Below are 22,936 nucleotides of genomic sequence, written 5' to 3'. Positions count from 1 at the left end.
ATATTTGGTTTTGTTAGATGTTTATTTGGTTGTTAACCTTTTTAATTAAGCTACGCCAATCTCTTTCAATTTGAGCTTGTCGAAATTAATTGATCCGACAAGCTCAGTATGATTATTCTTAAATTATTTTTCTGTTGATAACGAATAAGGAAAATCTACAGGATTTGAACCTCTGGTTTTGTTTGGTGTTGCAGACATTCCGAAGTTAAGTACTGCACCTTTTTGTAAACCGCTGTGGCTAATCCAGTTTTTAGAATAAGGTTTTCCGTTAAGCTGTAATGATTGTACGTAACGATTATTATCGCTATTTGATGGCGCATTAATTACTACAGTTTTACCATTCTCTAACGTTAAGGTTACCTTTTTAAACAATGGAGCACCTAAAACGTATTGATCTGTTGCAGGAGTTACCGGATAAAAGCCCATTGCCGAAAATACATACCATGCAGAAGTTTGTCCATTATCTTCATCACCGCAATAGCCATCTGGTGTAGCCTTATACATCCTATCCATGGTTTCGCGAACCCAATATTGAGTTTTGTAAGGCGCACCACCGTAGTTATATAAATAAATCATGTGTTGAATTGGTTGATTTCCGTGAGCATATTGACCCATGTTTGCAATTTGCATTTCACGAATTTCGTGGATTACGCCACCATAAGCACTTTCGTCAAATACTGGAGGCATAGAGAAAACTGAATCTAGTTTGGTTACAAACTTATCATGACCACCCATCAGCTTTGCTAAACCATCAACATCTTGAAAAACCGACCAGGTGTAGTGCCAGCTATTTCCTTCGGTAAAGGCCCCACCCCATTTAAACGGACTGAATGGGCTTTGGAAAGTTCCATCCTGATTTTTTCCACGCATTAAACCTGATGAAGGATCGAAAAGATTTTTATAATTCATTGCTCTTTTCTTATAAATATCAATTTCAGAAGCAGGTTTATTTAAAGCTCTGCCTAACTGATAAATTGTAAAATCATCATAAGAATATTCTAAAGTTTTTGCTGCATTTTCGTTCTTTTTTACATCGAAAGGCACATAACCTAATTCATTATAATATTTAACACCATCACGGCCAACTGCTGCCATTGGGCCTTCGTTATTAGCACCATGTTTTAATGCCTGCCATAAGGTTTCGATATCGTAACCACGCATTCCCTTAATATAAGCATCAGATACTACCGAAGCCGAGTTATTCCCAACCATAATATTGGCATAACCTGGGCTACTCCATTCTGGTAACCAGCCACCTTCTTTATAATCGTTAATTAAGCCTTCCTGCATTTCCTTATTTATCGATGGATAAACAAGATTTAAGAATGGGTATAAAGCTCTGAAAGTATCCCAGAAACCTGTACCTGCAAACATATAACCTGGTTTAATATCACCAGTGTACGGGCTCCAGTGTACGATTTGGTTTTTAGCATCTACTTCATATAATTTGTTAGGGAAGAATAAAGTGCGGTACAAGCAAGAGTAAAAAGTTCTCATTTGGTCGATTGTACCACCTTCTACAGCAATTTTGCTTAATGTTTTATTCCAAACTGCTTTTGCTTTTGCTTTTGTGGCATCGAAACCATCGTTTACTAGTTCTCTTTTTAAATTAAGTTCTGCTTGTTCAAAGCTTATGAATGATGATGCTGTTTTAGCATTAACCTTTTCGCCTTTTGCAGTTTTAAAACCAATAACTGCACCTGTGTGGTCGCTTGTTAATTCTAAATCATCATTTAATTGTTTACCACTCCAAGTTTTTGCAATAGAAAAATCTTTATCGAAATAAATTACAAAATAGTTTTTGAAGTTTTTAGGTAAAGGCCCGCGAGCGTATTTACTGGTATAACCTATAATTTTACGCTCTTTAGGGAAGATTTTTATATACGAACCTTTGTTTTGAGCATCTACAACTACAAAAGAACTATCCGTTTTAGGAAAAGTAAACCTGAATTGAGCAGCTCTTTCAGTTGGTGTAATTTCGGTTGTAACATCGGCATCGGCCAAATAAACGCTATAGTAATATGGTTTTGAAACCTCTGCTTTATGGCTAAACCAACTTGCACGATCATCATCAGTAAATTTTAATTTACCTGTTACCGGCATAATTGAAAAAGCACCGTAATCGTTCATCCATGGTGAAGGCTGGTGTGTTTGTTTAAAACCACGAATTTTGTCAGCATCGTAGGTGTATGCCCAGCCATCACCCATTTTTCCTGTTTGTGGGGTCCACATATTCATACCCCAAGGCACACCTACTGCTGGGTAAGTATTACCGTTTGATAAACTTGGTTTGGATTGGGTTCCCATTAAAGGATTCACCCATTCAACTGGATCGGTGATTTTGCCTACCTGTTGTGCGAAACTTCCAGTTGCCGCAAAACTTAACAAGGCAATAAATAGTTTTCTCATATTTTATTATTCAGTTTATGTGTTTTCTCTTATCTGCTTACAAAAACATTCAAATGTCTTTCTTAAAGTTGTGGATTTTTAACGTAATCTGCCCAAAGTCCATCCAAATCTTTACCTGTTAATTTAGCCCAAATATCAGCCGTGTAGGTGTGGTCTCTTAAAGATGCATCTACAGCCTTAATTGTTCCTGGTTTTACCTTTTTTTCAATCCAGGTAAAGAACCTAGCCGTAATACGATAGCTGTTTTTATAAGTATGTTCTGGTTTTAATTCTGGCAGCGCCCATTTTGCACCAGCATTGTCGATACCAAATTTAGAGCGTGCAAAATCTGCAATGCCTTCGGTTAACCAACCTGGCCCAACACTACGACCATAATCCTGAACAATGTGCATTACTTCGTGGGTAACCACATCTATATCTTCGGGGTGTTTTACCATCCAGATTGAACTGTAAGTTACCTTACCGTTACTTGTTGCGGCAACACCTTTATAGGCGGTATCTACAAAAAATGTAACTGCTTTTAAAGTGTTTGGATTATATTCTTTAGCTAGCTTTGGATAAACGATGAAAAACGTTTCGATTAAACGTTTTTTCAATTTCGGATCTAACGCTGCAAAATTGCTTTCGAAAGTTAGGCTATAGCCTTTCTTCTTAATTACTTCCTGCGCTCGTACTTTAGAGAATGGAAGAATTAATATTGTAGATAGAATTATTAGTAATGTTAGTTTTTTCATGTGTATTCAGAATTATAATTTTAAAACGATTGTTGTATATTTTTGCTATCCTAAGTTTTTATTTGTACTGCTTATTTTTAGTTTGATAAATTTCATTACTTCAATTTATTTACTAAATGGTTTTAGTATGTGTTTAAAAAAAGGTTTTTAACCTTTAATTAGTAATCTTCTTACTTTCTGGTTCGCCACCTTCTTTCAAGAAATCAAGATCGCAGCAACTTGCCGCACCGATAAGCGAAGCATGTTCTTTTAGTTTGGTTACCTTAATACTTGTATAAATCTCGTTGCCTTTTAAGGTTGCTATTAATTCGGGCGAAAAAGCATTAAAAGCCCTTGATATATTTCCTCCAACAATCACCATATCTGATTTATATTTTTTAATTATCGGGATTAGAAATTGTGCTAAATTGTAACCAAACTCCATAAATACACGAGTTGCATTATGATCTGTTGCGGTTAATGCAGTTAATTCTTTTACACCAGCCACCTCATTACCACTTAATTGATTATATCGACCAACAAACCAGCGTGTAGAAAGGTAATCTTCGGCTATACCGTTCATAAATTCAGAGTTCCATAAATCTGCATCTTTAGCAACACCACCAACGCAATAAGACGAGCCCAACCCAGTACCTAATGTTAAACCGAGTACATTTGCATTTCCTCTCGCCGCTCCACCAAAAACTTCGCCTTGCAAAAAGCCAGCAGCATCATTTATAAAATGGATATTTTCGGTATCTACATTCAATCTTTTAGATAATTCTTCTTTAATATTTACACCATAAAGTGTGTTAAACTTGTCTTGATCCTTTATTAATGAAATGCCCTTTTCATAATCGAAAGGGCCTGGCATTGCAATACCTATTAATTTTGTTGTGGTGGTTGATTTTTTGAAAGCTTTATTTATTACTTCACACCATGCCGATAAAATAACTTCCTTACTTTCCCGAGAATCTACGGCACTTCGCTTTAATGTATCTTGAATAATTGTTCTTGTTTCCAAATCTATTAGTGCGGCCGTAATATGCGAACCACCTATATCTACACCTAATGCAACAGGTTTTTCCATTGTCTATATTCTATATCTATCTTAAATTAATACCTGTAGTTTTTATTTATCAACTGATAAACAAAGACATTTTATTCTATTTGCTAAAGAAAATGATATATTTTCTTCTCTAATCTTAATAATCAACTTTTAATTAACCTGCTTGATAAAGCATAATTAATTCTAATTCTTTACTCCCCATTTATCGGCTAATAATTTAATAAAATAGCCTCCCACTACGCTTCTGGCTTGAAAACCAACTTTAAGGCCAGTTGTAGTTTCGTGCCAATCATTCAGCGGTACCCTGCTTTCTGTTTCTGTAGCAAACTTATAAACAGGCTTGATAAAGCTCTTGAAATCTGCCTGATTATCGGCCAAAGTTGCAGTCCAAATTATCCAATCCGATTTTGTGTAGGTTTTGCGACTATCTAAAGGAAGACCAAAGGTATGTTGCTTGGTTAGGTAATAATCTATTTCCTTTTTATAAACTGCTTCAGGAAATAATTTCAACCCTAATAACTTATCCCAAATCAGGTTATATTTCTGGCTCCAGGTATTTTTATCGTTAAAAGTTAAAGCGTAATGGTCGCCATCATCGGCCATTTGCTGCCATTTTTTAGCCATATCCAAAGCAATTGTTCTGTACTTTTCCGCCTCTTGGGGTTTACCCAATTGCTGGGCCATTTGAGCATAAGCACCCAAAGCCACAATTGCTTTAACTGATAAGTTTGCATTACGGGCTAAATGACCGGCAAAATCATCGGTGCACAACTGATTCGCAGGATCGAAACCTTCTTTAGATAAGTAATCGGCCCATACCGATAAGGTAGCCCAATGTTTTTGCGCATATTTTGCGTTACCCTGTGCTTTAGCAATTGCAGCAGTTAAAATAACCATGTTACCTGCTTCTTCAACAGGCATATCTTCACCATAAGTTTGGCCGTTTGCAAAGGGATAGGTTCCTAAATCGTGGGCTGGATAAGGTTTTTTCCATTTTCCACTTTCAGAATAATAAAAAATACCGTTTAGCATACCTGTAAGTAATTCAGGGTTATACAATAGATATTCTGGTGCCGATGGATAGGTTACATCAACCGTGTTGATAAAGCCACCGCTAAAATTTTCTTTCGACAGAAATAAAATATCGCCATTTGGTGCATATACAATTTTGTGTGCAGCAATACTTTGGCGATAAGCTAATTCGCAAAGTTTTGCATATTCTTTACCACCCGCCTTTTCTGCGTCAGCATAAAGTTGCAGATTAAAATCATTGCATTTTGCCATTATTGTTTTGTAGTCCTGATCAGCAATTACTAACTGGTCTTCAAAATGGCCACCTGGTTTTCTCCATATTGGCAAAAGTTGTTCTCCAAAGTACTCAACTGATTTAAGATCATTGTAGCCAATCATTAAATATTTTTCAACCTTATTTTGCGTGATTGTTCCAAAAGGGATTATACTGCTTAAATTTAGTTCTTTTGCACGTGAAACTTCCTTTGATGCAGGATATTTACCACTCAAAAAACTGTTTAAACTTTCGGCCTGTTTATTAATGTATTGCGTTGCCTTAAATTTTTCAGGAACGGCAACATACATATAGCCCCAATCTATTCTTAAATCATCGGCTTTCTTTTGTAAAACAGGTTGTTCTACGGTTCCCGCTTGCAGAATTGAAAGATTTTTAACCGTATTTTTTTTAGCCATTACTGCCTGATCTGGCGTGTTAACTGCTATATTGGTTGATGCACTAAAATACAAGTCGACTTTGTGTGTTTTTGTACTGCTAGATTTTACAGCATAGCTGATATAGCTAATTGGTCTTGCAGTTAAAGCGATATCATTTAATAAAAGTGGTGAAGTAAAAGTAACTTCCAGATTAACCCCACCGCAATCAAAATTATATTTAGTTGCGGTTGCTTCTACCTTTACATTTGTTTGTTTTGCTAAGGCGATAGTAGATTTTTGAGGGATTTCTTCAACAATTCCTGCATCAAGATATCTGCCACCAGCGTTATTTTTAACATGGATGGTTAATAAATTTTCACCTGTTTTTAAGGCGCCTTCTTCAATTGGGATATAAATAAATTCGTGTACCCAGCCTTCCTTTTGATAGAGCTTCTTTCCGTTTAATGATACATCAACATCATCGTCGTGGTTAAGCTTTAAATATTTTTTTCCCGCTGTTAATTTCGCGATAGAGAATTTTCTTCTGTAATATAAATCGTTTGTTGTCCATTTGGTTTTAGCCGATTTATCATCGCCAAAGGGTGCAGTTCCTTTTTGCCAGGAAGAATCATCAAATGCGATTTCATTCCATTTGTCGGCTTGTTTTAAAAATGAATACTTTGCCTGGTAATTTACTTCATCGGCAGCTGGTAGAATGGTTTTATATTCTTTTGATTCGGCACCTAAAAAGCGGTAAAACTTGCCATCAACTTTTAGCACACCTGATAAGGATTGATTTTTGCCCGTCCAGTGCTTGGTAACAGATTGATTTAGTTCGTTACTAACAGACCAAATACTAAAATAAGTATCATGAGTAATTAAGGGATATGCCGGAGCTTTATCCTGAGCATTTAACTTTATAAAAGAAAACACGCAAAACACAGATAATAAAAAATATTTTCTCATAATATAGTATTTGACTGGTTAGTTTTTCAGGGAATTGGTAAAGCTATAAATCTGCTGTAGTTATACTTTAAAAAGCATTTATGTTTGTTTTTTTATCTAAATAACCTGCTTGAAAAAGCACGACTAGTAAAACGTTTTACTAAATTCAATATTAATAAAAAAACGACATTTTAGCATATTGACTAGTGTAATATGTGAGTTACAATAGATATACTTTTTGATAATTTGTTTAACAAAAAAAAGGTGCTCTAACGAGCACCTTTAATATTGATTGCTAACTAGTAGCCTGGGTTTTGTTTAAGATTTTCGTTTAGTGTTCTTTGAACTAAAGGAATTGGAAAAGTATTCCTGAAAGCAGCGGATGGTGTATGATCCCACCAGGTTGCTGTAGTAAATTTACCAAAACGAATTAGATCATCACGTCTGAAACCTTCAAAAACAAATTCGCGTCCTCTTTCATTTAAAAGTTCATCCATTGTTAAAGTAGCAGGCGTGTATGCATTTGCAGCCCAGTCAGCAGTAGAGAAAGCACGCATTTTGCAATCGTTAATTAACTTAACAGCCTCGGCAGTTGCAACACCATTATTTTTACGCATGATGGCTTCTGCTTTAGCAAAATAAATCCAAGTTAAACGATACAAATTCCAATCGTTACAGTTATAGTTTAAATCTATTGCTACTGGCGAACCATTTACAATACCAGCTACATTGTTACCTAATTTGTATTTATTGAAACGAACACCACTATTCTCTTCACCTTCACTCATATTTGATACAGTTGAATTTACTTTAGCACGACGAATTTCATCTACAAAGTTAATTTGTGAACCATCGTACTCATTACCCCCACTAGCAAGAGCAGGCTGACCATTATCAAAGCGAACCTGAGGTCCAAACGATAGCCATGTTGTTTTACGTAAATCGGAATTATTATATTTAGTATAGTTACCTGGAACCATAACTACACCATTGTTTCCATTTCTAGATCCGCCATAAATACGATCCTGTTGAAAGTGGAAAAATTCTCCTGTCCACGAAGGTTGCGAGTTCGCTATTCTAAATTCGTAAGCAATAGAGAAAATTACTTCCTTAGATAAATCATTAGTGGATTTAAACTGATCAGTAATGTTAACATCAAGCGCCATTGTACCATTCTGGCCGCCAGCTTCGCTATTAATCAATTTATTCGCCGCAGCAATACAATCGTCCCAGCGTGCGGTGCCGGTCCAAACTTCAGCATTTAAGTAAAGCTCTACCAACATTGCATATCCACCAGCCTGAGACATACGACCGATCATATTTCTAGAAAGCTTAGGAGCCTTATCAATATTATCTTTGATTTCTTTCTCTATAAAAGCAAAAACTTCAGCACGAGGTTTTGTTTCAGGTTTAGCAGGTATACCCACTTGAGTTACAACTGGTATATTACCAAAAAGATCCATTAGTTTAAGATAGTGATACGCTCTTAAAAGTTTAAGTTCAGCAATATAACCATCCTTATCTACCTGTGTTATTCCCATTTGGGCTAGCGTACGTTTTTCTAAATTCTCGATAGGATCATTACAAAATCCAACGCCACCAAACATTAATGACCAGGCGTTATTTAAAGGACCATCATCAACTAACCAGGTATGATAATGTAAACGTTTCCATTTACCACCATCCTCACCATGACGCCCTTTGGTAGGCCAGGCTAATTGATCACCCGAAAGTTCTGAGGGTCTCCACCAGCCATCTTGGCCAGAAGGTGTTGCCCATGCATTAGCGTGAGTATATGGTCTTAAAACTGCAGATAAAACCTCATTTTTATTGTTATAGTAGTTATCTGAAACTAATGAGCTATAGATATTTTCGTCTAACTTGGTACATCCATTAAATAAAATAGGTGATGTAATAAGTAATGACAATATAATTTTTTTTAAATTTTTCATCTCTCTTTAAATATTAAAATCCAAAATTAACACCGAAAACGAATTGTCTGGTAGTCGGGTAAGGGCTTCTTGTATCAATACCAAGACTACGTCCGTTAATTTCCTGCCCTAATCCAGTGTCCTGAACTAAATCTGGGTCATTTCCAGAATAACCTGTCAATAATGCAAGATTTTGTCCTACTGCATAAACACGTAAACTGCGGAAAGCTTTATCTTTAAATTTAAAAGTATAACCTAAAGTTACCTCATCAAGCTTCAAGAAACTCCCTTTTTCCAAATAGTAATCAGAATACATATATGTATCATTCACTTCTGAATATTTAGTAAAGGCACTATTTAATAAATTACCTTGTGTACCATACTTGTTTCCGTACGATAAGGCTACTGTGTTCAAAATGTCAAAATCTAGCTTACTTCTTAAGAAAATTCTTAAATCAAATTGCTTGTAAGTAAAAGAGTTACCTAGAGATAAATAATATTTTGGAATCGCATTTCCTAACAGCTGAAGATCTGTTTGATCGCGGAAAGGGGAAGTATTTATTTGAGCATTAGGAACTGCCTGACCCGCACGATTAGTAAATAACCACTTACCATCTGGTGTAAAACCAGCAAAACGCTTGCCCCAGAATTCACCAATATTGCGTCCTTCGTATGTACGATATGCGTTACCAAGAGCACCAGCTCCTCCGATGCTTCCAAATTCTTTCATATCTCGCTTGTACTCATCGTTCGAATAGGTATCCAGTTTGTTATCTATAGTACTGCCTGCAAAATCTATATTCCAGCTAAAATCTTTTCTTTTTATTGCTTCATAATTCAAAGTCAATTCTAAACCTTTTGCAGAGATTGTTCCAACATTTGTATAAATAGTACTTTGAACAAATGGCGGTTGTGGCGAAGTATAAGTATCAAGTAAATCAATAATATTACGTTTAAAGACATCGATTGAACCACTAAGTTTGTTGTTAAACATCGAAAAATCTAAACCTAAATTATATTCACGTTTGCGTTCCCATCTTAAGTTAGGATTCGGATTACGCGATGGACCATAAGTTTGCAACCACTCTCCATTAGGGAAAGGATAAAGATTTCCTGTGCCTAATGTTACTAATGAAGCATAATTAGCAAATCCAGAGTTACCCGTTTCACCATAACCCGCTCTAATTTTTAAGAAATTAAGCCATTTGGCACTTTCCATAAACTTCTCACGAGTAATTTCCCAAGATCCTGAAATTGCGGGAAAACTTGCCCACTTGTTGTTAGCACCAAATCTTGAAGAGCCTTCTCTTCTTAGTACTGCCTCAAAGTTAACTTTACCATCAAACGTGTAGTGTACACGACCAAACAATGCAATTAGGGTATTATCGTTCTTGTTACTAGCTAAGCCAACTCTGTTAACAGTAATTGGCACACTTCCTAAATTGTTTTCTTCGAAAATATCATTAGTATAACCTCTATTGTTTGCGCTGAATTCCTCGTTAACTTCGTAGCGATAAGAATAACCTATCATACCTGTTAAACGGTGCTTTTCATTTATCGATTTTGAATATTCAATCGTTGGTTCAAAATTGAAATTCTCTTCTAATCTGGTTCCTTTATATGCGTAGCCACCGTTTGGAGCATCGCCATTCTCTACAGAGTTCTGACTACCTAAAGAACGATATTGATTATCAACATACTGGTTTCTTTGGTATGCAACGAAAGTTGATGCTTTTAATCCCTTAAAAATATCGATATCGATCTTACCATCTACAGAATAAGTTTGTTGACTTCTCTTATTCGTCTCCTGTGCTAAACGAGCGACTTCGTTTGTGATATTTCTTGTAAATAAATAAGATCCATCTGGATTGTAATAAGATTCGGTAGGGTTTTTTGTTAAAACATTTTCCCAACCGCTACCACCTAAAAGATTAGCCTTGTTAATATTTGATGCTACGTTAAATGCTGCTGTTACACGATCTTTAAAACCTTTTTGCACCAAGCTCATTCTAAACTGATATTGTTCGCGGCTATTTTCCTTAGCAAAACCATCAAATTTATTATAGGTAAATGAACCACGATACGTAGAATTCTCACCCCCACCAGCAACCGATAAATTGTGGTAATTTGTTAGGTTATCTTTATTGATGATGTCGTCGAAATAATTAAAATCGCCGCCATAATCCTTTGCCGTATATTGTCCACTGGCAAGTTTTTCTCTAAACTGCGTAGCGTTCATAAAATCAGGGCGCTCATACAAAGTTTCGTGCTTTACATAACCATTGTAATTAAATTGAGATGGGCCTTTACGTCCTTTTTTTGTTGTTACCAAAATAACACCTGCGTTAGCTCTTGTACCATAAATTGCAGCAGCCGAACCATCTTTAAGTACAGAGAATGATTCGATATCATCCTGCTGCAAAAGATCAAGATTACCACCAGGAATTCCATCGATAACAATCAGCGGAGTTGATGTTCCTGAAATTGAGGTTACACCACGAAGTTGAATGGCTACACCAGAGTTAGGATTCGAGCTATTTCTCGAAATCTGTAAACCCGCCACCTTACCTTGCAATAAGTCAAGTGCGTTTCTAGCACCACTTTGTCTGAATTGAGAGGTATCTACCTTAGTAATTGCAGATGTTAACTCTCGTTGGCTACGTGTTCCATAACCAACTACCACCACATCATTTAATTTAGTATCAGAAGATTCCTGCAATTTGATACTTAAAGAACTTTGATTACTAATTGTAATGTTTTGGGTCTGATAACCGATGTAAGTAATGCGAATAACATCAGCTGGGTTTGCTTCTATGCTAAATTTACCATCGGCATCGGTAATAGCAGATTTACCCGAATTTTGGTTTTTAATACCAACACCAGGTACAGGCTGATTTTTTTCATCTAGCACAGTTCCTGTAATAATTTTTTGCGTTTGAACTTGCTGCCATAGCTTGTTCGTATTCAAGAATCCGTTCGCTCCTTCCCACTCTGAATTCATTGAAAACGCAGGGCCATTCAGCAACATGATTGCAGCAGATAGCCCCGTAATTTTGAGTAAATTAATTTTCATTAGCGGTTTTGTTAAATTTTAAATTGATTAGTTATGTTGTATTCCTGTTAGTGTTATTCTTTCTTATCCGATGTCTGATTCATCATTAGAATTTATAGCGTGTAATGGCATGCGTGCCTGTTCTAAACTTTATATGTTGGATTAAATATTTTGATATTAATAAAAAAGAGCAGGTAAATCTGCCACGGTAGAATATGTTGTAGTTAACATAGAGCTAAGGCTCTTAGAAATTCTCATAAATACTATTGGTTACAGTAAATCGTTTTACTACGCCAATGATAAAGATTTTAAACGAGTAGTAAATCGATTTAGTTGTAAAAACTATGTTACAACCTTAAAAATTCATTAAATCTTAATTTCTGATAATAAGCTTGGCGGGAATAATTACCTCTTGGATAGGTAATTTGGTTTTAGAAGCCAATTGATTTAGAATCAATTTAATAACGGTCTCTGCTATTTCTTCTAAAGGCTGTTGAACGGTAGAAATTCCTGGAGTATGCAGCTCAAATGCTTCATGGTCATCGTATGCGATTACTGAAAAGTCATCCCCGATTTGTTTATTGATTTGTTTAAGTGCTTTTAGCCCACTAATGGCTAAATAATTTGTAGCGAACAAAACTGCATCTACTTTTTTAGCGCTTAATAACTGTTTAATCTGGCTGATGGTTTCTGCTTCATCCTGATTGAAGTGAATTTTTAAAACGAAATCTTCATTATATGGTAAACCATAATCTAATAAAGCTTTTTTGTAGCCTTCATAACGCTCAGTAATTTGTAGTACATCGACATTTGTGGTTACCAATGCGATATTCTTTCTACCATTCTGCACAAAATTTTCTATTGATTGATAAGAGGCGCTGAAATGATTTGCCCCAACATAGTTAGCTACAACATCGGGTAAATTTCTATCAAACAGAATAACAGGTTTCTCATCGTTTATTAAATCCTGAATATCGGTTTCCAAGCCTTTAACTGGTGAAATAATATATGCATCAACTTTTCTAGACTTGAACATATTTATTAATTCCTGCGCTTTCGCTATATTATTTTCTGTACTCGAATAGATAATTTTGTAACCTCGTTTATAGGCTTTATCTTCTATAAGTCGTGCAATTTTCGAGAAAAAGGAGTTCGAAATATCTTCTACAATTAAACCAATAATATTGGTGTTACCAGTTCTTAAACTCCTGGCAATTTGGTTGGGCTTATAACCGCTTTCCTCTATAATTTTTTCTACCTTTTCTATAACGGCTTCGCTAATAGATTTTTCTTTCGCTTTTCCATTAATAATAAAAGAAACAGTAGTTATTGATACATTTGCTTTCTGTGCAATATCTTTTATAGAAAGGGCTTTCATGAATAAGATTGATTTTAGTGATCAACCAAAACTAATTAAAAAAAAGAAATTATCAGTATTACTGATTTCTGTGCATTTTCAAAGAGATTAATCGACTTAAAACTTACTGCTTTGAGTATTTAACAATAAGCTTCGCCGTTTTTTCTGATGCTCCTGGTGTTCCCATCAAATCTATTAAACGATCATAATCGGATAACATTTTTTTTCTACCTTCTCCATTAACGATGAGATTGAGTTCTTCATTTATTTTGAGTGGATTACAGTCTTCCTGAATAAGCTCGGTTACTATTTTTTTATTTACGATTAAATTAACGAGCGATATAAATTTAATCTTCACCAACATTCTTGCAATTGCAATTGAAATTGTACCTCCTTTATAAACCACAACCTGCGGTACTTTAAATAAAGCGGTTTCTAAAGTAGCCGTTCCTGAAGCAACAATTGCAGCGTGCGCATTATGCAAAAGGTTGTAGGTATTATTAAATAAAAGTTTAACTTTTTTAGAACCCGTAAATTGTTGATAATAGCCTTCGGTAAAAGTTGGTGCCGCAGCAATTGCAAATTCGTAATCAGGATAGTTTTCTGTTACACTTAACATAACTGGTAATAGCCGCTCTATTTCCTGTTTTCTGCTTCCAGGTAACAAGGCTATAATTTTTTTATCGCCTAACTGGTGCTTATTTCTAAAATTATCCTCAGGTTTAAATTGAGCAATTTCATCGAGGAGCGGATTGCCAACGTAATCTACTTTCATACCCCACTCGCTATAAAAATCTACTTCGAATGGTAAAATGCAAAACATATGATCTACATTTTTTTTAATTTTTAAAACCCGTTTTTGGTTCCAGGCCCAAACTTTTGGAGAAATATAATAGCAAACTTTTATTCCGTTGGCTTTTGCAAATTCTGCAATTTTTAAATTAAATCCAGGAAAATCAATTAAAACCAAAACATCTGGTTTCCAGGCAAGAATATCAGCCTTGCAGCCTTTAAGGTTTTTAAAAATGGTACGCAGGTTTAAAAGCACTTCGGTAAAACCCATAAAAGCCATCTCGGCATAATGTTTAACCAGTTCGCCACCTTCGTTCTGCATTTTATCGCCGCCAAAATACCTAAAAACAGGATTATAATCCTCTCCCTTTATCGCCTTCATTAAATTGGCTCCGTGTAAATCGCCTGATGCCTCGCCAGCTACTAAGTAGTATTTCATATTAATGATGGATGATATTAGATGTATGATGGACAAGAGATAAACAGCACGAAAAATGGAACCTGATTTTAGGTCTGAATTCAGGATTGTGCATTTTACATTTAACTTTTTCCAATTTAAAAAACCTTATAAGCAAAAAACACAAATGCACATATAAACGTTGCCGACAGTATTCCACGGCCTATATTTTCTTTGTTATGCTTGAAGAAGTATTGCATTAAATATGCGTTAACCGCTATTCCTCCAATATATAACAAATCGGCTTTCGATAAATAAGCAATATGATTTATAATATACCAGGCAACAGCGCAAAGTAAAGCTGGTATTAATAAACCTATGCCTAAACCTATCCAAACCGAGTTATTCAGCTTGTTTAATTGATTATTCATTTTGATATTAACCAAGGTTTAAGCCATCTGGTGCTGAAACTTTACTTGGTTTAGCATCAGTTTTTGATTGCTTTGAGCCTTCAAAATTCCAGCTGTTTAAAGTTTGTATAGCATGATGAGCTGTTAAATCGAATTGAACTGGAACTATTGAAACATAGCCATGTTCTAAAGCCCAAACATCCGTATCTTCTCCATGATCGAAATTTTCGAATACACCTGTTAACCAATAATATGGGCGGTTGTACGGATCTTTTCTTTCATCAAATTCTTCCATCCATTTTGCATTGGCTTGTCGGCAAATTTTTATCCCCTTTAAATTATCTCCTTTCGGGAAATTAACATTTAACAGTGTGCCTTCTGGCAAACCGTTTGCTAAAACCTGTTCGCAAATGTTTTTAATAAACTTTTTTGTATGACTGAAATCAGCATCTGCGGCAAAATCATCTAAAGAAAATCCGATTGAAGGAATTTTTTCAATTGCCCCTTCAACCGCAGCCGACATTGTACCTGAGTAAAGTACATTTATGGAATTATTTAATCCGTGATTTATTCCTGAAACACATAAATCTGGCTTTTTACCCTTAAATATTTTATTAACAGCGATTTTAACACAATCTACAGGTGTGCCGCTACATTTGTACATTTCTACACCAGGGTATAAATCGACCTTATCAAAGCGAATCGGTTTGCCGATGGTTATGGCATGCCCCATTCCGCTTTGCGGACTATCTGGTGCTACCACAACTACATTACCAATTTCCTGCATAACTTCCATCAGGTTTTTAATTCCTGCAGCTGTTATACCATCATCATTTACAACTAAAATATTGGGTTTTGTACTTTGCTTTGTCATTCGGTAAAAATACAGAATATTAAATTTAAGGTGCAATAATCCTAAATTTTATATGCTGAAAAATCCTTCATTCCTATTTTTTTAGTTCTCAAATTAAAAAAGCATTTCATTCGATAGTAGAAACAATATATATTTGAATAATTAACTTATTTAACATTATTCAGTATCACATCCAAGTTCCTTTTAATACTGAATTACACCTATAAACCAAAATCAAATAAATGAAAAACAAACTATTAACTCTAGCTTGTTTTCTGCTTACAGGTTCGCTGGTTAAAGCGCAAACCTATAAATGGGAAACGGGTACTTCAGGTGGTTATACGTACAAATATGTAACCAACGATCCATCATCGACCCGTTTTTATACCCTTAAAAATGGATTGACAGTTATCCTATCTCCAAATAATAAGGAGCCAAATGTTCAATTCAGAATGAGCGTAAGGGCGGGTAGCAATACCGATCCGAAAAACGCAACAGGTTTAGCACATTATTTGGAACATCTTTTGTTTAAGGGCACTGATAAATTCGGAACCGCAGACTGGGCAAAAGAAAAACCTTATTTGGATAAAATTGATGCGCTTTACGAAAAGTATAACAAAACAACTGATGCCGCTCAACGTAAAGAAATTTATAAAGAAATTGATAAAACATCAGGAGAAGCTTCAAACTATTCCATCGCAAATGAATACGACAAAATGATGTCGGGCATTGGTGGTAATTCATCTAACGCACATACCTGGTACGAAGAAACCGTTTACAATGAAGATTTCCCATCTAATGCTGTAGATAAGTTTTTAGCGATTCAGGGTGAGCGTTTCCGCAAGCCTATCTTCCGTATTTTTCATACTGAATTAGAAGCGGTTTACGAAGAAAAAAACCGTGGTTTAGATAGCGATCCTAACAAGTTGGATGAAGCCATGATGGAGTTGTTATTTCCAGTTCATAATTATGGTCAGCAAACAACTATTGGTACTATTGAGCATTTAAAAAATCCTTCTTTAGTCGAAATTAGAAACTACTATAACAAATACTACGTACCAAATAACATGGCTGCCGTTTTCACAGGTGATTTTAATCCTGATGAAATGATTAAAAAAGTGGATAAAACCTTTAGTTATATGGTTGCAAAACCTGTAACGCTTTACAACCCTGCTCCAGAAAAACCGTTAACTAAAATCCAAAAGGTTGAAGTTAATGGCCCAAGTGCAGAAATGGTAGAAATTTATTACCGTGGTTATGCCGAAAACACGCCAAACAGCACTATGCTTAATTTAATTAAAAGCATTTTATTTAATGGCAAGGCTGGTTTAATTGATATTAACTTAAATAAGCAACAAAAAACACAACGATCAAGCGCAAGCTACCAGCAAATGAAAGATTATGGTGTTTTTAATTTATCAGCACAACCACGTCAGGGGCAAAGTTTAGAGCAAGCCTCTAAATTATTGTTAGAGCAGGTTGACCTTTTAAAAGCTGGTAAATTTGATGATGAATTGTTAAAAGCAATTGTTGCGAATTTAAAATTAAGTTTCTTACAAGCATTTGACAGCAATAACAACAGAGCTGAAAACTTATCGAATGAATTTATTTTAAATCGCGGGACAAAGTGGGATAAAAGTTTAAGTGAAATTAATGACGCTTCGAAAATTACAAAAGCGCAGGTTGTTGCATTTGCCAATACCTTTTTTAAAGATAATTATGTAATTGGCTTTAAGCACAAAGGTGAAGATAAAAACACAATTAAGGTTGAGAAACCAACCATTACACCAATAAATGCCAATGGCAACTTAGCATCTACTTTTGTAAAAAGTATTTTAGAGGCTCCTGTTAAACCAATGGAACCAAAGTTCTTAGATTATAAAAAGGATATTGTAATGGGCAAGGTTGGCATTGCTGAAGTATTGACAACTAAAAACAGCGATAACTCCATCTTCAGAATGAGCTACAGATTTAATCATGGTGCCAATAACTATAAATTATTGCCTTATGCAGCGAGTTATTTGCCATTTTTAAGTACAGATAAATATAGTGCTGAAGACATTAGTAAAGCTTTTTATAACATTGCTTGTACTTATAGTTTAAATGTTGGTACAGAAACGACAACCATTAACATAAGTGGTTTACAAGAGAATTTCGATAAAGCTGTAAGTTTGGTAGAGCACATTTTTGCTAATGTAAAACCTAATGAAAAAGCTTTGGCAGATTTGAAAAATACCATTTTAAAAAGCAGAGAAAACAATAAACTAAATAAAGGCCAAATTATGGTTGGTTTAACTTCTTATGCACAGTATGGTAGTTTAAATCCTTACAATAATGTACTTTCTAACGATGATGTTAAGAACATGAAAGCTGAAGATTTAATCTATCTTTTGAAAAACTTAAGCAATTATGAACATGTAATTACTTATTATGGACCAAAAGATGTAAACGCTTTTACTGCTGACATTAAAAAAGAACATGCTTTAGCTAAAGAATTTACCCCAGCTGCTCCTGCAAAAGTTTACACTTACACTGTTCAGGATAGTAACCGTGTTTATTTCGCAAACTATGATATGGTTCAATCGGAAATTCGCTGGTTAAGAAATACTGGTTTATATAACAAAACCGACCGACCAAATATCGAAGTATTTAACAACTATTTTGGTGGTGGTATGGGTTCAATTGTTTTCCAAACCATTAGAGAGTCGAAAGCTTTAGCTTATTCAACTTACGCTACTTATCAATCGCCAGATAAAGCAGACAAACAATACAGTATGATTGCTTATGTTGGTAGCCAGGCCGATAAAATGACTGATGCGGTTAATGGAATGAATGAATTGCTAAATGTTTTGCCACAAAGTGATAAATCTTTTGATGGTGCAAAAGCTAATGTTTTAACTTATCTGGAATCAAACAGAGTAACCAAAGATGGTATTTTCAGCTATTATTTTGCAGATAAAAAATTGGGTTACGATTATGATTCGAGAGTTGACTTATACAAAGGTTTAAAGCCCATTACTTTCGATAATATTAAAGGATTTCACGATCAAAAGGTTGCGAACAAACCTTATTCTTATTTAATTGTGGCTTCTGATAAAAAAGTGAAATTAGAAGATATGCAGAAGTTTGGAAATGTTACAACTTTAACATTAGAGCAGATTTTCGGCTATTAGAATTTAATAAACCAAATTATAAAAAATGCGTTCCGCAAAATCGGGACGCATTTTTTATTTTAATATAAATAAGTTATTTATTTTGGTAATCGATTACGATACCATTTGCAAGTAAATGATGATTTGCGTTTGTTATTTTGCTATTAGCTGGTGTTTCGACAATTAAAACAGAGTTGTTATTGTTAACGGTTAATTTAATTGTAGCAGATACATTTTTAGCAATGAATTTTTGGGCAACAGCATCGTACAAATCAACCCGTTCGGTGCCTTTAATTTTATAATTAATGGTTTTATTCAAATTGTAAGGATTGTAAATCAGATAAGTTGGGTAAGCCTTATTTTTATAAAAGTCTGTTGCTAAAACATCTAATTTCAAAACACCTTCAATATTTGTTTTTTCTACAATGGCACCAAAAATACCTACGTGTCCACTACCATAAACACTAAACTGAGAAACATCTGGGTTTTTTCCAGGTACCCACTTTGGTCCATCACCCTGTGCTACGGGACCTTTTTTATCCATGTAAAGTGTATCAAACGTAGATGTTTTCGCAAAGCCTTCGTAGGCAATAACACCTTTTGTTACAGCAGCGAATTGCGGAATTGTTTGTCGGTTTGCTGGCATGTATTGCGGATAAAAAAAACGGGAGGCGTTAACCGCATTCAGCATCCATTTCCCTATTGCATTAGCGTAAGCAGGATCATATCTAACGGTAGGAACCAAAGGCCATGCCGCATCAAAGGTATTCATCAAAAATCCATATCCACCGTGATCTACCGTACTGCCAACCACCCCAGAAATGTCATATCCATTCCATTTACCAGTTAATACGCCCCATCCTTCCCGGCAAACAGCGGTGCCATCGAATGTCCAGCCTAAAAGTTTTTGAACATCAAAGTTGGCTCCTTGTTCTACATTCATTCTAGCTGCCAGATAAGCGCCAAAAGGCATCAGTAATTCGTAAGTTGGATTAATCTTATTACTTTCCAAGGCGGTCATTGCGTTAATTGCACCCTGCAAATAACGCTTATCGCCAAACTTTTTATAAGCGGCATACAAAACCCAGGCATGTCCAGCAGCAGCATCCTGTTGTGCACAAATCTGGTTTTTCATCGGCTTCATCTGTCCATAATCAAAGTAAGAATAATTGTAATTCCCGTTTAAAATAGAATCGGCTTTATAAAATTGCTCAGCAATGCTTTTTGCAATCCAATCGAAATCCTTTTCGTTAGGATATTGCTCACAAATTGCATAAAACAATACATTAGGGTACACATCATACCACCAATCTCTGCCATAACCACCACCTAAAAGTGCAACTTCTGGAGCCGTATTATTCATCATAATGTTCCATTTGGTATCACGGTTAAAATAGTTTTTCAGCATAGCTGGATAGTTCATTCCATTTTGCTTGCTTTTATCAATCCCGATTAAGCTGGCTCCCATTACGGCACCCATGTTAGCCAGCGCTTCGTGAAACATTCCTTTATTATTTTTACCCTGTCTAACATCGCCAACAGCTGTATAAATACCCATTACTGGTTGATTAAAATTTTTATGGGTACTATCCATCCAAATCATTGGCCAATACTTGCCTTTAGCATTAAAATCGTAAATGGTTTTATCGAAATTTTGTGCCATCAATTTCCAATCGATGATTTTTAGGGGTTGAGGCAAATCGGCCATTTCATCTACCCTACTCAATCTGAGTTGTTTTATTTGCGCCTGAGCAATGCCAACGTTTAGTAATAATGTAAGTGCGAAAAGTATCTTAAATATAAATCTCATAAAATTTGGTTAAGGGTTTTTGTTCTATATTGTGGCCGACTATAAAGGTGCAATCACAACTGGCTCTTCATTACTTAAAATAGGCGCTTGCTCTGCATCTTCTAATTTACCTTGTTTTATAATGTCTTTTGCAACCCAATAAGAAGCTAGTTGCAAAATAGCCACTATAACAATGGCATAGCGCAATGCAATTTCTACCGAGAAGCAATAAGCTAAAATTAAAAAAGTACCCGCACCAGTTAAACGGCCAATATATAAACCTGCTTCATGATTTAAGATGTAAGCAAATTCGCTGCGTTTTTCTTTCTTGATTAAAATATCGATTACACTAAATTGGATAGGAAAGTAAGCCAAATCTAACAAAGGTTTGGCAAGTAATAAAAATAACATAAATAAGATTACACCAAAACTGCTGTATAAGATTCCGTTGATCACAGCGGCAATTGCAAAGAGCAATAAACCTGCCCCAAAAACATACAATCTGTGTTTTGGAGATGTATTTCTGCCGATAATATACATGGCTATTGCAGCAATTATTGCCCCTATCGATTGAGCGGTACCTAATGCACCTTCTTTACCAACCAACAACATAATTAACATGGCTGGTGCGGTAACCAAAAACCCCTGAACAAGCCCTTTTAAAGTTGCCAACCTAAGTAGTTTATACCAATATGGATCGAACTTAAAATAAACGAATTTCTTTTCAGTTGGATTACCAAAGTTCCCTCTGAAACACATTATAGAGGCCAGAATGGTTACTACGAAAACTAAACCAGTTACAATTTTATAGGCCAAATGCGCATTTCCATCGGCTGCGTTAAATTCGATAAACCAGCCAATTAAAACTGGAATAACAACAGCAATAATTGTATAAAAGAATGTTTCCAATCCATAATAGTAATTGCGATTCTCATCGTTTGTTATTGCGAGTGCAAGAAAATCTCTGTTTGCCCAATAGAAACCGAACGACATGCCCATGATTAAACCAGCAATACCAATTCCAGTATTATCTAATGTTGTTAACGACATCATAACCATCATCGAAACACCGCTTAACATCATCCCCAAAGAGTAAAGTGTTTTTATAGAAAACTTGCTAAGTAAATAGCCATTGAGGAAAAATGTAATGGGAATGCCTGTGTAAATGGTAAGTTGATAAATAACAACTTTTGTTGGATCGTTAGAACTTCGCATTACATACGCGGCAACGAAAATATCGATAACTGGAAGTACAACGCTGTAAATTAAATTGGTTAGCGTTAATATTCTAAAATTATAGGATTGATTTTTGAAATGTGTAATTTCTGATTTGAGTTTATTCAGCATGGTTATATTTTAATTGAGATAAAATAGCTGTGATAGAGAATTTTGCACCGCAAACAAATTCGTCTGCTGCTCCATAATAAATGGTTAGTTCATCGCCATTTATGATATGACCATTTGTAAAAACCACCTGACCAAAAAAGCCTGACAATTCATATTCGGCAACTGGTTTCATAATTGGTTCTTCTGTTTGCGCCAAAACTTTAGATGGATCATTCAAATCCATCAAAAATGCACCTAAACAATATTGATGTTCTGCATTTGCGCCGTGATAAATTTCCAGCCAGCCTTTTTGTGTTTTTATAGGTGCTGCACCAGCTCCAACACGCTTGCTATCCCAATTATTTTTGCGGGTTTTAATGATGCATTTATGATTCCCCCAATGAATACCATCAGGTGATTCGGCCAACCAAATATAATTACCGCCTAAATCGACACTGCTCGGGCGATGAAGCGTATAGAATTTCCCATTGATTTTTTCTTCGAAAACGGCACAATCTTTATTGTGTGGCGGAATAATCATTCCATGTTTTTCGAAAGTTTTCCAATCTTTAGTTGTTCGCATTCCTACGCCAACGCCATGCTCCGAAACAGCTGTAAAGGTTAGATAATAAGTATCTTCTATTAAAGCTACACGGCAATCCTCTATCCCAAAGGCCTCATCTGGTCCTTCGCCTTGCAGTAAAGGATAACCTTCAGGTTGATAAAAGTTAATTCCGTCATCGCTACAAACCAAACGTAAATGCGAGAGCGTGGTTAAATAATCGGCACCTTTATAATTGATTACCCGAGGATCGTCAGCTACCAAATCGGGATCATTTTCTTCGATTTCGATAATTTCAATTCCATCGCCTTTTAAAACTGGAAAGGAAATAATGCCTGTTTTTTGTTGAGGACGCTCGGCTACCCGAATAAGTAACCAGGTTTTATTTTGAAAAGTAAAAACACCAGGATTTAGCAAACAGGCAATCTCCAAACCTGGTCTACTTGGAATTAAATCTTTTGGAGATAAAATTGGATTCTGAGAAAATCTTTTTGCGGTATCTGTCATAATATTA

At 35.4% G+C, this 22,936-nt stretch carries 14 protein-coding genes; 1 reads left to right on the top strand and 13 read right to left on the bottom strand.

Translation table 11 applies throughout. The annotated features are described in order from the left end of the window. Positions 1–123: 123 nt before the first annotated feature. From ABD692_RS11385 to surE, 10 genes are all read right to left on the bottom strand, one after another. Positions 124–2,409: a GH92 family glycosyl hydrolase gene (locus ABD692_RS11385; RefSeq protein ID WP_344767066.1), complete on the bottom strand. Its 2,286-nt coding sequence runs from the start codon at positions 2,407–2,409 to the stop codon at positions 124–126. Positions 2,410–2,471: 62 nt separating this feature from the next. Beyond that, a complete protein-coding gene (locus ABD692_RS11380; protein ID WP_316756462.1) occupies positions 2,472–3,143 on the bottom strand; it encodes a basic secretory protein-like protein in 672 nt (223 codons plus the stop codon). 154 nt (positions 3,144–3,297) lie between these two features. Next, entirely contained in the window at positions 3,298–4,212 is a 915-nt protein-coding gene (locus ABD692_RS11375) for an ROK family protein (RefSeq protein WP_344767063.1), read from the bottom strand. Between the two features lie 162 nt (positions 4,213–4,374). Continuing rightward, positions 4,375–6,822, bottom strand: coding sequence for a glutaminase family protein (locus ABD692_RS11370; RefSeq protein WP_344767058.1), 2,448 nt, complete (start codon positions 6,820–6,822; stop codon positions 4,375–4,377). A gap of 278 nt (positions 6,823–7,100) precedes the next feature. Then, complete coding sequence (locus tag ABD692_RS11365; RefSeq protein WP_316756456.1) at positions 7,101–8,753, bottom strand: RagB/SusD family nutrient uptake outer membrane protein; 1,653 nt, start codon at positions 8,751–8,753, stop codon at positions 7,101–7,103. Positions 8,754–8,766: 13 nt separating this feature from the next. Beyond that, complete coding sequence (locus ABD692_RS11360; protein ID WP_316756454.1) at positions 8,767–11,805, bottom strand: SusC/RagA family TonB-linked outer membrane protein; 3,039 nt, start codon at positions 11,803–11,805, stop codon at positions 8,767–8,769. Positions 11,806–12,157: 352 nt separating this feature from the next. Next, complete coding sequence (locus ABD692_RS11355) at positions 12,158–13,162, bottom strand: LacI family DNA-binding transcriptional regulator (RefSeq protein ID WP_344767055.1); 1,005 nt, start codon at positions 13,160–13,162, stop codon at positions 12,158–12,160. Between the two features lie 103 nt (positions 13,163–13,265). Beyond that, positions 13,266–14,372 (bottom strand): lipid-A-disaccharide synthase, encoded by a 1,107-nt coding sequence (lpxB, locus tag ABD692_RS11350; RefSeq protein WP_344767053.1) that lies wholly within the window; start codon positions 14,370–14,372, stop codon positions 13,266–13,268. A 116-nt stretch (positions 14,373–14,488) separates the two neighbouring features. Further along, complete coding sequence (locus ABD692_RS11345; RefSeq protein ID WP_344767051.1) at positions 14,489–14,761, bottom strand: stationary phase survival protein SurE; 273 nt, start codon at positions 14,759–14,761, stop codon at positions 14,489–14,491. Between the two features lie 7 nt (positions 14,762–14,768). Further along, the gene (gene surE / locus ABD692_RS11340; RefSeq protein ID WP_344767048.1) at positions 14,769–15,614 is read right to left on the bottom strand and encodes a 5'/3'-nucleotidase SurE; all 846 of its coding nucleotides are present in this window, start codon (positions 15,612–15,614) and stop codon (positions 14,769–14,771) included. A gap of 221 nt (positions 15,615–15,835) precedes the next feature. Between surE and ABD692_RS11335 the strand changes: the two genes are divergently transcribed. Then, positions 15,836–18,766 carry a M16 family metallopeptidase gene (locus tag ABD692_RS11335; protein ID WP_344767046.1) on the top strand — a complete coding sequence of 977 codons (2,931 nt, stop codon included), beginning with the start codon at positions 15,836–15,838 and terminating at the stop codon, positions 18,764–18,766. 73 nt (positions 18,767–18,839) lie between these two features. On the opposite strand, the gene ABD692_RS11330 is transcribed toward ABD692_RS11335, so the two are convergent. Genes ABD692_RS11330 through ABD692_RS11320 form a run of 3 tightly spaced genes read right to left on the bottom strand, consistent with a single transcriptional unit; the run spans position 18,840 to position 22,929 of the window. Then, positions 18,840–20,555 (bottom strand): hypothetical protein, encoded by a 1,716-nt coding sequence (locus tag ABD692_RS11330; protein ID WP_344767044.1) that lies wholly within the window; start codon positions 20,553–20,555, stop codon positions 18,840–18,842. Positions 20,556–20,594: 39 nt separating this feature from the next. Beyond that, positions 20,595–21,881: an MFS transporter gene (locus ABD692_RS11325; RefSeq protein WP_316756438.1), complete on the bottom strand. Its 1,287-nt coding sequence runs from the start codon at positions 21,879–21,881 to the stop codon at positions 20,595–20,597. Beyond that, entirely contained in the window at positions 21,871–22,929 is a 1,059-nt protein-coding gene (locus tag ABD692_RS11320; protein WP_316756836.1) for a glycoside hydrolase family 130 protein, read from the bottom strand. Before ABD692_RS11320 ends, ABD692_RS11325 begins: the two co-directional genes overlap by 11 nt. Between the last annotated feature and the right edge of the window lie 7 nt (positions 22,930–22,936).

Source organism: Pedobacter ginsengiterrae, from assembly GCF_039537385.1.
Lineage (GTDB): Bacteria > Bacteroidota > Bacteroidia > Sphingobacteriales > Sphingobacteriaceae > Pedobacter > Pedobacter ginsengiterrae.
The sequence above is the reverse complement of the archived record's forward strand: the minus strand, read 5'-3'. Positions and strand labels throughout refer to the sequence as shown.

Excerpts from the sequence above, each read along its gene's own strand:
- ABD692_RS11385 (WP_344767066.1), bottom strand. The coding sequence starts at position 2,409 with ATGAGAAAACTATTTATTGCCTTGTTAAGTTTTGCGGCAACTGGAAGT.
- ABD692_RS11380 (WP_316756462.1), bottom strand. The coding sequence starts at position 3,143 with ATGAAAAAACTAACATTACTAATAATTCTATCTACAATATTAATTCTT.
- ABD692_RS11375 (WP_344767063.1), bottom strand. The coding sequence starts at position 4,212 with ATGGAAAAACCTGTTGCATTAGGTGTAGATATAGGTGGTTCGCATATT.
- ABD692_RS11370 (WP_344767058.1), bottom strand. The coding sequence starts at position 6,822 with ATGAGAAAATATTTTTTATTATCTGTGTTTTGCGTGTTTTCTTTTATA.
- ABD692_RS11365 (WP_316756456.1), bottom strand. The coding sequence starts at position 8,753 with ATGAAAAATTTAAAAAAAATTATATTGTCATTACTTATTACATCACCT.
- ABD692_RS11360 (WP_316756454.1), bottom strand. The coding sequence starts at position 11,805 with ATGAAAATTAATTTACTCAAAATTACGGGGCTATCTGCTGCAATCATG.
- ABD692_RS11355 (WP_344767055.1), bottom strand. The coding sequence starts at position 13,162 with ATGAAAGCCCTTTCTATAAAAGATATTGCACAGAAAGCAAATGTATCA.
- lpxB (WP_344767053.1), bottom strand. The coding sequence starts at position 14,372 with ATGAAATACTACTTAGTAGCTGGCGAGGCATCAGGCGATTTACACGGA.
- ABD692_RS11345 (WP_344767051.1), bottom strand. The coding sequence starts at position 14,761 with ATGAATAATCAATTAAACAAGCTGAATAACTCGGTTTGGATAGGTTTA.
- surE (WP_344767048.1), bottom strand. The coding sequence starts at position 15,614 with ATGACAAAGCAAAGTACAAAACCCAATATTTTAGTTGTAAATGATGAT.
- ABD692_RS11335 (WP_344767046.1), top strand. The coding sequence starts at position 15,836 with ATGAAAAACAAACTATTAACTCTAGCTTGTTTTCTGCTTACAGGTTCG.
- ABD692_RS11330 (WP_344767044.1), bottom strand. The coding sequence starts at position 20,555 with ATGAGATTTATATTTAAGATACTTTTCGCACTTACATTATTACTAAAC.
- ABD692_RS11325 (WP_316756438.1), bottom strand. The coding sequence starts at position 21,881 with ATGCTGAATAAACTCAAATCAGAAATTACACATTTCAAAAATCAATCC.
- ABD692_RS11320 (WP_316756836.1), bottom strand. The coding sequence starts at position 22,929 with ATGACAGATACCGCAAAAAGATTTTCTCAGAATCCAATTTTATCTCCA.